This window comes from Eubacterium segne (assembly GCF_014287775.1).
GTDB lineage: Bacteria > Bacillota > Clostridia > Lachnospirales > Lachnospiraceae > Eubacterium_G > Eubacterium_G segne.
In genome coordinates, this window is record NZ_JACOOZ010000001.1 from 86,370 (window position 1) to 100,107 (window position 13,738).

A 13,738-nucleotide genomic window follows, 5' to 3' on the forward strand; every position below is an offset into this window, starting at 1 on the left:
CCTGCATAATACTTAATGTCTTATGACATTATTTCTTTTTGGAAATTTTCACCCTGACCCTTACATCATTAACTAATGTAGCGCCATCAGGCAAGGTAACTGAAACATTTACGGTTTCTGTTCCTTCTTTATAATTATTTAAATTAATACTTGCGCCAATGTCATTTAAAGTGATTTTCTTAATAACATCATCTTTTCCCTGAAGTTCAACGTTAATGTTTTTACTTACAAATGCCATTTCATAGGAATTGTTTAATCCGTCTATGGCTATTTTGTCTGTATTAATGGTAAACTTCTTAGACACAAGTTTATTAATTTTAATAACAACGCTTATTACATCCGTTTCTCCCTGACCTATATCTGTGCCTTCCGGAAGATATTTTCTTATATTTATCTTCTCCACAGTGTCAGTAGTCTTCCCGGATATATTAATAGTATCACTTATAACCAGTTTTTCAACTGTGTCTAGAACCTCTTTTTTCCCTATCAGGGTAATATTTTCCGGTGATACCGTTACTTTTCCTACATGATATCCTGTCTCAGGAGTTCCAACTGAAGGTGTTTCTATTGGAACCTGCTTTTCATTAAGAATGGTAACTGAAACACTTACTCTCTTAGATGAAAGCTTTATTTTATCAGACTTTAATATATTATCATACTTGTCATATACATATAATCTGCTTTTTGTTGTAAAGTCCTCATTTTCTCCGTCAATATCACATCTTGCTACAACACGGTCAATCTTGTCCAGTAATGACTCCGGTGCCTTCACAGTAACCATATTCTTTGAAAGAGTATAGCCACCTGCAACATATCCTTCTTCAGGACTTCCATTGTACTCAACAGATACACTGTAGTTCTGCTTTTTAACCTGCTCTATGCTGACTTCCAGCGTCTGTTTTGACTGCTTCTCAATTGTAATTTTTCTTCCTATATAGTTTTGAACTGCTGATACCTGAACAGGTATTGCATTAACCTTTGATAACTCCTTAAGGGAAGCTGTTGCCGTAAAGTCTTCTGCTGATAACTTACTTACAACTGAACGTTTTCCGGATACTGTAATGTTTACGGTAGCATTCTTGTCGGAATCATATACCATATTCATATCAGTAATTACTTCCTCATGAGTTACGTTAATAGGAATGTTATATATTATCACTGTCTTTTCAGGATCACTTATGTTTACAATCATAAGCCAGATTAATGCAGCAATAACAACCGCAATAACCTTTATACCTACGTTGTTTGTAAGGGATGCCTTAATTTTCATCATGGCTTTTTTCATTGCGGTTCCTTCCTTTCCATATTTTTTTCTTTGTTTTAACTTCATCCTTCGCCTGGGCTTTTGTAAGTTCATTCTTCAAAATAGCCGCATCTGCATATCGGATAAGTTTCCCGTCTTTTGCTATGGAAATACTTCCCGTTTCCTCTGATACAATTATTATAATACTGTCTGTAAGCTCACTTAAACCAAGACCTGCTCTATGTCTTGTGCCTAATTCCTTACTAAGAGATGTACTGTCTGACAACGGTATATAACATGTTGCCGCAACAATTTCATCTCCTTCTATTATAACTGCACCGTCATGAAGAGGAGTATTTTTTTCAAATATATTAATAAGAAGCTGACTGGTAATTTTGGCATCAAGCCTGATTCCCGTTTCAATGTACTGTCCTAAGTCATGTTCCTGAGTAATTACCATTAATGCTCCTGTCTTCGCCTTTGCCATTTCAAGGGTAGCCCTTGTTATTTCTTCCACTGACTTATCGCTAAAACGTTCATTTTCCAAAGTATTTCCCAATTTAAATACATTAAACAAAACGTTCTTTTTTCCTAATTCCTCAAGGGCTCTTCTAAGCTCAGGCTGGAAAATAATAACCAAAGCGATAATTCCGGCACTTAACGTCTTATCTATAATCCATAAAAGAGTAGTCAGGTGAAAAACCGATGCCACGACCATGAATAATACAAGCACAAGTATTCCTCTAAGTAAAATCCATGCTCTGCTTTTTTTGAACCATAATATAATGTAGTAAATCAAAACTGCAATAACAATTATTTCCACGATATCGCTGGCATAAATGTCAGGTATTGTCAAATATTTGTCTACAAAATTCTGAATATAACTTAATACTGCACTCATCACCCTGTACTCCTTTCTCTATATTTCAATAATCAACTGTTATCTTCTCTTTGGCTGAACCTTTCTCTTTCTTTGAGCGTTAATACGCTTAACATTCATCTCCGGAGCTGTTACGTTTATTTTTGGAACAGCTTTTACATAATAATAATACTCATCATCCTCAAACTGGGTATGTTCTGTCCTTGAATAATCCACTGAAAACAGGAAGAACTGCAATATAAATGCAAGGAGTATGGATATTATCGTCCCTATAATAATCCAAAATATTGAACTTTTTGTGTTCAACATAATACTTCCCACCAAAGTAATTACAAAGTCTACTATGGCTCCTGTAATAATTGCCACCGCCCAGGCATTGTTAATTGTTGCCCTTCTTATTATATACACCACCATTATGGTAATGGCTGATGCAATAACTGCCAACATCATTGCTTTATTATTACTCATCATATTAATAATGGCATTTATGCTAGCTGATCCTATAGTACCATCCGATGAATTAGTTATAACTGTAGCATTATTGCTGATTACATCTATCATATAGTATAATACCGTTCCAAATGCTACCGATACAATAGATACCGGAGAACATATAAGTCCCACTGCTATAGGAACCACAAATGGTATTTTAAGGAAATATGCTAAAGGTATTAACACCAGTAATGCTCCCTGTTTTGGGGTAAATCTGAAAAAGAACAGGAACATTATAAGCATTACAATAAACACCAAGGCTCCCAATTCCAAAGACATGGAAAATATATTTACCGCAATATCTGCTGCCAGTACCAGCACCAGCATACCCCATGTTAAAAATGCTGAAACTACGGATATTATAATTATAACCGGCCACATGTTAATAATATTCATATAACCTATGTTGCTTTTTATAACCATCAATGAAACAAGAACTGCCAGGAATTTTACAATTGGTCTCATAACAACTTCATGTTCTGCATAAAAGTTCTTTAATTTTTCCTTTAATTCAATTAAACCTGTCATTATTCTTCCTCATCTCCTTCTTCTTCCAATTCATCTATAATGGCATCATATTCTAATTCCTGTATTCTATGTAAGGTCTTCAAATCACCATTATATTCTTTAAGGTTCTTTCTGATTTTTCTGAATTTATGTGAAAAAAATGCATAACTAAAAATCATATATACAACTACGGTAATTATATAAAGCAAAACAATAACCACCACAAATACCGTAAAACTTCCTGTTGTAGTCATACTGGCAAAAACCCTGTCAGATTTATACATAAACCACAAAATCAGACAAAGCAGATATCCTACTGTAGCGCAAATAAAAGAACTTAACATTTTTAAAAGCATATAATCACTTTTGAAATACTTGCCTGTGCTGATTTCTTTTTTTTGATTTTTCTGCTCATATAATGACAGTTTTGTCATTAGTATAATCTTTTCATTATTAAGCATATAAATCTCCTAATCATCTAAAAAAGATAGTGGGCATAGAACCCCATAATTATTATGTATTTTATCATAACCTATACATACGTGCAAGCACGGACTCCATTTTCCTCCTTTATACTTTTTCCTGTGACTTCACAGAAAAACTCCCAAAAAACATTTCAGTCTGCTTTTTTAGTAAACCAAAATATTTTTCAGGAGTGTATATAATACTATTTTTCATTATCTGTTTTCTTTTTTATACCTTTTAGCCCCAGACCTGTAAATACTTTTGAAATGATTTCCATTTCCATCATATGTAACTATATCTACACGCATTCTGTATAATCCGGATTTTTTTAGTTTGAATTTCTTATTTGCATAAGCAATATTACTTTTTTTAACTTCACAATATTTTCTGTATTTTTTCCATTTTCCATGACTTTTTCTTAGTATGACAATTCTTATTTTGGTCTTTTTAGTAGTTGCATAGTCATTTTCCGAAAAAACAACAGCTGTTACATTTCCCCTTTTGCTAATACTAAAATCGGTATTTAGTAAAATGTTGCTGATGCTATTTTTTCCATTTATACTTACGGTATTTGATACATTGGCATCTATCATTTCCTGTCGCTTATTTTCTATTTTAAACTTTATATATTTTTTAAGCTCTTTCTTCCTATATAAACACGTAATTTCTATTCTATATTCGCCGCTATCTAAATAATTCCCTTCAATATTATAAACGTCGTTAATCAAAATGCTGTCAAATTCTCTTTTTCCCGGTTTCACTTTAATATTTCTATGGGTTTTAGTGGAATCTTTTGCCGCAAGTTCTTTCCACTTATTGTTGTCTTTTTTCTGAATGTCAACCTTTTTTACAACAATGGATTGGTTTGAAGCATTTCTTATGGCATAAACCGGCTCTTTTATTTTTTCATCTATTTTTATATTTTTCAGCTGCACATACACTTTAGCCTTATTTTCTCCTGCATATGCCGGGGTGACTAATAATATAGAAGTAACTACAATTACTGCCATTGCTAAAAACAATTTATTTGTTATTCCTGCATTTTTTCCCATTTACCGGTCCTCCAGATTTTCTATTATATTAATTGCAGTTTCCTCATTTGCATCACTGCCCTGTATGTTTACTATATGATAGTAAGCGTTGTCTGTAAAGTATGCAGTAATTCTATTTTCTTCATATATAAATGTTACTTCTTTTGCTCCTACTACCTTTTCCTTTGTTCCACCCTTTGCAATTTTTAAATTAGCGCCGGTGCTTATCGGACTTTCGGTGTAAGTTATGGTTCCATTATCTGATGTAAAACTTTGAACAAATAATTCTTCCGAATTATAATTATCCCTTAGTGCATAGCCCTTTGGAGCATTTTTTATTTGATATTTAATTCCGTCAGATGCAGTGTTTGAATTATCTGATGGTCGGGTTTGATTTTCACTTTTATTTTCAAAACTTATATTTATCATGTCTGTGGTATTATCCACAATTTTGTTCCACAAATTAACGTTAAAGGCATTAATGGCAAAAACATTTACTACAATAAAGCATAGAATAACTGCTGCTATGGAAGTTGCGTATCTTACACATACCTCTGCCCACCGTTTTCCATTAAACTTCTTTTCCGCTTTAATGAGATGAGACATTTTTCTCTCAAATCTTCCTGAAAAATTGTGTGCTTCCACTATGTCCGGCATTTTCTGCATAAATGTTTCATTGTACATAAATAATGCTTCTTTTAAAGCATCCTGATTTAATTTTTTTGTACTATTTCCATTAGACACCACTATAAATCCTCCTCTAAAATTTCAGAAAGCTTCTTTCTTCCGCACATTAACTGCTGTCTTACATTAGTTTCAGTTAATCCGGTTATTTCAGCAATTTCTTTTCCTGAATACCCCAACACATATTTTAAGGTAAGCAGAGATGAAAATTTATATGGAAGCTGCTCTATGGCATTTTTTACTTCATTAACAAGATTTTCGCTGTTGTGCTTTTTTATGTTTGTTAAATCCACATCAAAATCTTCATCTCTTTTTTTCTTTTTATCGTATATTTTCATGGCTTCACGTTTTGTTATAATTGCTACAAAATTTTTTGTTTCCGTAGAAGCAATATCTTTAACCTTGTCCATATTTTTGGCTATTCTAAAGAAAGCCTCCTGAACTGCATCTTCTGAATCTCTATCCTGATGCAATACCTGATAAGCTATGTAATACATTAAGTTCCTGTATCTGTAATACAGTTCTTCAAATCTGTTTTTTTCTTCCTGTTTGTCTATTAGTGATAAATATAGCGCTACCATCTTATCCTCCAAAGCATCTTAGCTTCTGTATTAGTAATCTGCGAATTTTTGAAAATGTTATATAGATTTTTGAAATTTATATGGAGATTATATCATAGATGGAGGGTAGGGGGGGAGGATGGATTGTGCAGAAAGATTATTACGGAATATTATTGATGCAGCGATAATCTGTATGTGAATGATTAATTGTGCAGGGGAATTCCAAATAGAATGGTGCCTTCGGGTGGGGAATTGTGCTTCCTAATCCGTGAATTTACTTATTTTACATGATTTTTTTTGTTATATTTTCAATTTTAATGTACCTACGTTCTCTGGAGCTTCTCTCAAGCCTGTGAATCTGCTTTTTTTACATGAATTATTTGATATATTTTCAATTTCAATGCACCTACGTTCTCTGGAGCTTCTCTCAAGCCTGTGAATCTGCTTTTTTTACATGAATTATTTGATCTATCTTCAATTTCAATGTACCTACGTCCTCTGGAGCATCTTTAGATTTGTATGGAGTTTAATATTTCTTTGTTAAGAGTCAAAAATACCCGGATATGAATTATAAATCCATTTTCCGGGTATTTCGCCGAATAGCTATTCCCATCTAACAATAATATTTCAACGTAAATCATTACAACAAATATTTCCATATAAAATAGATCATTACAACAAATATTTCCACATAAAATAAATCATTGCAACAAATGTTTCCATATAAAATAAATCACTACAACAAATGTTTCCACATAATTTACATCATAAAAAGTGTCCCTATATATTACATCATAAACTCTTCCTATGCTTTTCTCCTGTCTAACTTCTTAGACAAAAGCATTCCTACCCACTGCATTATTTGTACCAGCAATACAAGTATAACAATTGTTACAAGCATTATGTCTGTCTGGTATCTGTAGTATCCGTATCTTATGGCAATGTCACCTAAGCCACCGCCTCCTACTACACCTGCCATTGCGGAATATCCCAGAATTGTGCCAAGGGCTATGGTGACTCCCACCAAAAGGGATGTTCTCGCCTCTGCCAAAAGAACTTTCCATATTATAGTGAAAGTTCCGGCACCCATACTCTGGGCTGCTTCAATCACTCCACCGTTTACTTCCTTGAGAGAAGATTCCACCATTCTGGCAATAAAAGGTGCTGCTGCTATTACCAAAGGTACAACAGTAGCTGTGGAGCCATATGTTTTTCCCACAATGGCTCTTGTTATAGGAATAACTAAAATTAATAAAATAAGAAACGGAATACTTCTTAATATATTCACAATTATATCTAATATCTTATATATAAAAGCATTTGGCTTTATGCCGTCTTTGTCAGTAACTGCTAATATGACACCTAAAGGAAGTCCTAATACATATCCGAAAAAAGTGGATGCCAGTGTCATATATAAAGTATCTCTCACGCCTTCTAAAAGCATTGTTATTGTTGCGTTATCCCACATATTCATCCAACTCCTTCTGACTTAAATTAACACCTCCACCAATTAACACAAGTTTTTTTGCTATATTGGTTTTAGGATTTTCAAATAATTCCTTTACTGTTTCAATTTCCACTGCTTCTCCATTTTCCATTACTGCAACGTTGTTGCAAATATCCTTTACCACACTCATGGAATGAGTAATTATAACTATGGTAATGTTTCTTTCCCTGTTGATTTTCTTTAATAAATCCAAAATAGATTTTGTAGTCTGAGGGTCTAAGGCACTTGTTGCCTCGTCGCAAAGAAGTATTTCCGGGTTGTTAGAAAGCACTCTTGCTATGGCAACTCTCTGCTGCTGTCCACCTGACAACTGTGCAGGATATGCCTTTGCCTTATCCTCCAATCCCACTGTTTTCAGCAGTTCGTACGCCCTTTTCCTTGCCTCACTTTTCTTAACTCCGGCTATTTCCATTGGAAAACAGACATTGTCTAAAACATTTCTCTGCATAAGTAAATTAAAATGCTGAAAAATCATGCCGATATTTTGTCTTGCCTTTCTCAACTCCTTGTTAGGAAGCTTTGTCAAATCTTTTCCATCTACGAGAACTCTTCCTGAAGTTGGTCTTTCAAGGAGATTCAGGCATCTTACTAATGTACTTTTTCCTGCTCCGGATAATCCGATTATTCCAAAGATATCTCCCTTTTCCACTTCAAAGCTTACATTTTTTACAGCCTCAACATTTCCGCTTTTTGCATTAAATGTCTTATTTAAATTTTCTACCTTTATTATTGGTGTCATAATTTTCTCCTAATTTAAGCACCTAAAGGGAGCCTCGGCTCCCTTGGTTAATATTGTATTTTTTATTCAAAAGGAACAACGGCTCCGTTAAATTTTTCATTAATAAACTTCTTTATTTCATCTGATTTAAGAACTGAAATAAGTGCCTTAATTCCTTCATTATTTTCATTGCCTTCCTTTACCGCAATTACATTTACATATGTTTTTGCAGCTTCTGAATCAGACTTTTCATATGCAATTGAATCTTTTTCAACTGAATATCCTGCTTCAAGGGCATAATTTCCATTTAATACTACAAATGCCACTTCATCTTTTACTCTTGATACCTGAGCAGCCTCTAATTCCTGAATTTTAATGTTCTTGGGATTTTCTGCAATATCCTTAACTGTTGCCTCTAATCCGGCACCATCTTTTAACTTAATAATTCCATTATCCTGTAATAGCAATAATGCTCTTGCCTCATTTGTTGTATCATTTGGAACTGCTATTGTGTCCCCTTCCTTTAATTCGTCAAGCTTCTTTTCTGTTCCCGGATAAATTCCAAATGGTTCGTAGTGGATTCCTCCGGCATTAACAAGATGTGTTCCTTTTTCTTTGTTAAAGTTTTCTAAGTAAGGTATGTGCTGGAAATAGTTTGCATCAAATTCACCACTTTCAACAACATTGTTTGGCTGAACATAATCATCAAATACCTTAATTTCCAAATCCCAGCCCTGCTTCTTAAGCAATGTTTTTGCTTCTTCTAAAATAATTGCATGAGGTGTAGCTGATGCTGCCACTTTTATGGTTTTGCCCGCTGCTTCCTTTGTTTCTGACTCCTTATCAGATGAACCGCAGGCTGTTAATGTTCCAATTGCTAATACTAATGCTAATAATAAATATGTTATTTTTTTCATAATGAATACCTCTTTCTTTCTTAAAATTAATCTATGTAAAATAGTACCTGTGTACTAATTGCTTTCCATGTAACTTTCCCCAATTGTTATTCCGGCATTTTTAAGCCCCTTAAACATGAAAAATGGGAAGCACTCACCGAATGCTTCCCAGATATTACTCATATATTTATTTGCTTAAGGTCTAAAAATCCGACGCACACAAACAAGGCATGACGTAATATCTGCGAAAGCAGCACATCATACAGCACATGTATGTATCTTTTACAAGTCTTACTATTGTATGCATCTTTTTTCCTCCTTATGTTTATCGTAATTCCTATATATTTAATAGGTTTTGTTTCATGTGTGGTATCTTATCATCTATTTCCTACGGTGTCAATAGAAAATTTATATTTTTTGAAATTAAATATAATACATCTGGTCATCAGTAGCATTATATTCTAAATAATCCTTTTCTAAATCAGCCAACGTAATATTAAGAAGTACATTGTCTAGCTGATCATTGATTATGTCAATAACTGACTCCTTAATTATTCTGTCAGCAACCCTTTCCTCTTCTTCATTTCCTGTAACATCATCCTCAATTCTATATGTTCCATCTAATGCCTCAATAATTTCTCCCACTGCTATTTTTTCGGCAGGCTTGTTTAACAGATAACCTCCCTGAGCCCCCTTAATGCTTTTTACTATTCCGTATCTTCTAAGTCCGGCAAATACCTGCTCTAAATACTGTGGTGATATATCATTACGCTCAGCAATACTGCTTAAAGACACATGACCACTTTTTGAATTAATTGACAGGTCTATTAATGCAGTAATACCATATCTGCTTTTTTTTGATAGTTTCATAATTTAGTTCCTCTTTTTATACAATTCCTATATGTTTAATAGGTTATAAATATTTTATTACTGATTCATATTTTTGTCAACTAATTTATTAAAAGAAAAAGTTATCCCAACCCTTAGGTCGAAATAACTTTTTACTGTCCTATTGCTATTTATTACTTACATTCCTGTCAAATCTTTTATGACTTCGCCTGCTATTATTAGCCCCACTACAGATGGAACAAAAGCATTACTTCCCGGCACCTGTCTTCTCTGGGTGCACTTTCTGGCAGTTTCCGGAGGACATATGCAATTGCTTTTACAGCTTATTGCCATATCCTCTATAGGTGTCATGGCTTTTTCCTTTGAATACACCACTTTTAACTTTTTAATGCCACGTTTTTTTAATTCTCTTCTCATTACCTTAGCTAAAGGGCATACTGATGTTTTGTAAATATCTGCCACCTCAAAGGCTGTAGGGTCCATTTTGTTTCCTGCACCCATGGAGCTTATTATAGGCACATTGCAGGTATTTGCCTGCATTACAAGCTGTATTTTTCCTGTTACCGTATCTATGGCGTCCACCACATAATCATAAGATGAAAAATCAAATTGTTCCGCTGTATCCGGCATATAAAATGTCTTATATATATTTACCTTTGCATCAGGATTTATGTCCAATATTCTATCCCTTGCAACATCTACCTTATACTTACCTACAGTGCTTCTTGTAGCAATTATCTGTCTGTTGATATTAGTAAGACACACCTTATCATCATCAATTAAATCAAGTGTTCCCACTCCGCTTCTGGCTAATGCCTCAACTGTATATCCACCTACACCACCTATTCCAAACACTGCTACTCTGGCATTCTTAAGGTACTCCATTTTCTCTTTTCCTAATAATAATTCTGTCCTTGAAAACTGGTTTAACATTTATTCCTCCATGGCCTTAATTATATCCTGCTCATATGAACGCACGGTAAGTTCATATCCGTGGCATACCACTTCATTATACCCTCAACTGTAAGTGCATACTAAATGTGAAATGGTTCCTTATTGTATTTTTTCAACAACTCCAATGCATCTTTCCTTGAAATATGTTCTCTCATTTCAGTTCTCCCTATCCTATTTGACTAATAGGATTTTACTCCTATGTGTCATCAATTGTCAACAGAAACTATTTTAGCCTGCAATAATCCTGCAATAATCGAAAATAATGAATTTAACCACCTTTTCAAAGCTTGACTGCATTCATCTTAATAAGCTTTCGTCGCACAAAAAAGAGACTGTTTCCACCGTTTATTACGGTTTTAACAGTCTCCATATTTGGATCATTTAAGTATTTTATTTTTATAAATTACCACTTCAAATCAATAACAAGGGCATCTGCGCTGTCATACTGAAGTAATGTACTTTGATCATTTACATCGTCGTAACAGAAACCATATGCCAATCCTACTACTGAATTTTCATGGAAGAATCCTGCATAATAGTTATTTATTGAATTCTTGTAATATTTATTTGGCTTATACCAATTAGAAGGCTCTGTTGCCACACCTCTGTTAAAGGCTGCACAAAGCTGTGCTTCAATGGCTAATTCTACTGAATTACCCCTGGCAAATGCACCTTTTCCTTCTAACACATCCTGAGTTGATGGCTTATCTACCACATAAACAGTGCTGTCACCATCTCTTCTAAACTGAATCTGATTTCCTACAACACGTCCTCTAAAGGAACCTGCCTCGCTACTAAATACTAAATCTTCATTTGTGTACTTAGCCCAGAATTCATTAATATATCCGTCGAAGTAATTAGCATATGCCTGACCTGAATTTAATGCTGCCTTACATGGTGCCATAATACGTTTGTCATTTACACAATACTTATATGCTTCCGGTGCATTCTGTAAGAACTTAGCAAATATTCCATCTCTTGTACCAATATCACCAACTACCTTATCATATGTTTCATACTGTGTATGACCAATAAGTCTTGTAATCATTGGGAAGCTGAAATAATCAACTCTTGTTGTATTACCCCAATAATACTTACCATCAATTGTAAATTCAGCAAATTCAAATAATGTATTAGCATTAGGATCTGATGCATTATTTAAATCCGGACCTGCAAAACCAATAGTTCCATCAGAAGCCTGATTGAAAGTGATGTAAATAGGCTTTTCATAGCTTAAATACATTCTTCCTGACTTAATAGATGGTACATATACATGGTCTGCTTCTTCTAATGTATAGCATACATCTGCAACCATTCTGTCCCCTACCTTAACGTTGTTCATTCCCATATTAGCAGGGATAAGATTTCCGTTTTTATCCATATAGCAAAGCTGATGTGCAGCATTATATCCTAATAAACACCAATATATCTCACTGTTTGAATACTTGCCATTAGTCTTATTGTTAAGCTGCATTAAAATTTTATCATCCCTAAGTGATAAATCACTTCTAAGCTGTGGTTTTAATTCCGGTGGACATGTTTCCGGCTCGGTCTCCTTTTCACCAATTCCCTTAACTGCAATTGTCATTTCAAGTCTCTTAGATTCTCTTGTTCCTACTACTGTAGTAATTGCTACCGTATGGGTTCCTTCAAAATAAACCGGCATTGTTATTGACTGTGCCTTAACACCTGTACGCCTGCGTTCACCATCAACATAAACATTGTAGCAGTTTACGTTTCCCTGTCCCCAAACCACATTAACAGCACCATCGTATGGAGAACTTACTACCATTCCAAATGGCATTGCTATTGAATCATCTGTTGTAAAACCTATTGAAGATGTTTCCTGCTGAGTAGGCGCCTGAGTCGGTGCTACTGTCGGAGCCTGGGTTGGTGCTACCGTAACAGGTTCTGAACTACCACCAACTGTAACAGTTGCTGTCACTCTTTCAGATTCACTGCTTCCTACTACTGTGGCTACTGCCACTGTATATGTACCCTGCGCGTATCCCTGATAATCATATGATGCACACGATACTTCTTTTGAAACTAATACTCCATTAATATATACATTATATAAATCTATGTCACCACGTCCCCAAACTATATTTATGGTTCCGTTAGAAGGTGAACTTGCCACTAATCCAAATGGCATTGCTATTGACTTATCAGTTGTATAATCACCTGTAGCCGGCTTAGTTGTCGTTGCTTCAGTAGCCTTAACTGTAGTTTCCTCTGCTGTACCTGGTTTAACTATAGTTGAAGAACCTTTGAAATCCTTCTTAACATATGAAGAATCTACAAATGACAAAATATTGTTATACAGATAGTCATGCTTTGCTGCATTTCCCATTAACTGATTCTGATATAAAACATCAGCTATCTGATAAACGGATTTTGATACAATCTCTCCATATGCATAAGTTCCATCTTTTAACTTTGCATATGGTCTTACGCTAATCTGATTTTTAAAGAAATCAACATTCTTAACAAATTCCATTGTCATTACATATGTTTGTGCACTTTTCATTTCACTATAGCATATGTTATTCTTTCCTTCTGCTGTAGCTGAATGCGAGTATACTGTGTTATTTGTGCTTCCTACCACCATATCACTTTCACTCACATATTTTGTAAGTCCGTACACAAGACCTACCTCTTCCACTTTGTCTGAAGGGTCAGAAACAGAATACAATGTTCTAAACGCCTCCATGGATGTGTTAATCTGGTAGCCGTTAATTTCCAAACCAACACTGTCATCTGCTTTTACATTGGCAGAAAATCCCACAACCTGCCCAATCATAAAAACAAACATGATTGCCGACAAAACATACTTTCCCATTTTTGAAAATAGTTGCTTTTTCATAAAACTTCTCCTTTATAAATTATTGTATAATCCCTCCTATAATTTTGGATAAATTATAACGCTCATGTAAAGAAACAATTCTTTAC

General features: G+C 34.4%; 13 protein-coding genes. All 13 read right to left on the reverse strand.

Annotated features, from left to right (window positions below):
- Positions 1–28: 28 nt before the first annotated feature.
- Positions 29–1,273: a CdaR family protein gene (locus tag H8S00_RS00420; protein WP_186839778.1), complete on the reverse strand. Its 1,245-nt coding sequence runs from the start codon at positions 1,271–1,273 to the stop codon at positions 29–31.
- Complete coding sequence (gene cdaA, locus H8S00_RS00425; protein ID WP_021953703.1) at positions 1,260–2,144, reverse strand: diadenylate cyclase CdaA; 885 nt, start codon at positions 2,142–2,144, stop codon at positions 1,260–1,262. The genes H8S00_RS00420 and cdaA overlap by 14 nt, the downstream gene beginning before the upstream one ends.
- A 39-nt stretch (positions 2,145–2,183) precedes the next feature.
- A complete protein-coding gene (locus H8S00_RS00430) occupies positions 2,184–3,143 on the reverse strand; it encodes a hypothetical protein (protein ID WP_021953702.1) in 960 nt (319 codons plus the stop codon).
- Complete coding sequence (locus tag H8S00_RS00435) at positions 3,143–3,583, reverse strand: hypothetical protein (protein ID WP_021953701.1); 441 nt, start codon at positions 3,581–3,583, stop codon at positions 3,143–3,145. Before H8S00_RS00435 ends, H8S00_RS00430 begins: the two co-directional genes overlap by 1 nt.
- A 216-nt stretch (positions 3,584–3,799) precedes the next feature.
- Positions 3,800–4,639, reverse strand: coding sequence for a hypothetical protein (locus H8S00_RS00440; protein ID WP_118589137.1), 840 nt, complete (start codon positions 4,637–4,639; stop codon positions 3,800–3,802).
- Positions 4,640–5,362 (reverse strand): hypothetical protein, encoded by a 723-nt coding sequence (locus H8S00_RS00445; protein WP_021953698.1) that lies wholly within the window; start codon positions 5,360–5,362, stop codon positions 4,640–4,642. It lies immediately after the preceding gene.
- A 2-nt stretch (positions 5,363–5,364) separates the two neighbouring features.
- The gene (locus H8S00_RS00450; RefSeq protein ID WP_021953697.1) at positions 5,365–5,883 is read right to left on the reverse strand and encodes an RNA polymerase sigma factor; all 519 of its coding nucleotides are present in this window, start codon (positions 5,881–5,883) and stop codon (positions 5,365–5,367) included.
- A 784-nt stretch (positions 5,884–6,667) separates the two neighbouring features.
- Positions 6,668–7,330, reverse strand: coding sequence for a methionine ABC transporter permease (locus H8S00_RS00455; RefSeq protein ID WP_021953696.1), 663 nt, complete (start codon positions 7,328–7,330; stop codon positions 6,668–6,670).
- Positions 7,320–8,108, reverse strand: coding sequence for a methionine ABC transporter ATP-binding protein (locus H8S00_RS00460; protein WP_118589139.1), 789 nt, complete (start codon positions 8,106–8,108; stop codon positions 7,320–7,322). Before H8S00_RS00460 ends, H8S00_RS00455 begins: the two co-directional genes overlap by 11 nt.
- A gap of 62 nt (positions 8,109–8,170) precedes the next feature.
- Complete coding sequence (locus tag H8S00_RS00465; protein ID WP_186839779.1) at positions 8,171–9,004, reverse strand: MetQ/NlpA family ABC transporter substrate-binding protein; 834 nt, start codon at positions 9,002–9,004, stop codon at positions 8,171–8,173.
- Between the two features lie 402 nt (positions 9,005–9,406).
- Positions 9,407–9,853, reverse strand: a complete 447-nt coding sequence (locus H8S00_RS00470; RefSeq protein ID WP_021953693.1) for an Rrf2 family transcriptional regulator — start codon at positions 9,851–9,853, stop codon at positions 9,407–9,409.
- A gap of 156 nt (positions 9,854–10,009) precedes the next feature.
- Positions 10,010–10,765, reverse strand: coding sequence for a tRNA threonylcarbamoyladenosine dehydratase (locus H8S00_RS00475; protein ID WP_021953692.1), 756 nt, complete (start codon positions 10,763–10,765; stop codon positions 10,010–10,012).
- 424 nt (positions 10,766–11,189) lie between these two features.
- Entirely contained in the window at positions 11,190–13,652 is a 2,463-nt protein-coding gene (locus H8S00_RS00480; RefSeq protein WP_186839780.1) for a glycoside hydrolase family 64 protein, read from the reverse strand.
- Positions 13,653–13,738: the final 86 nt, after the last annotated feature.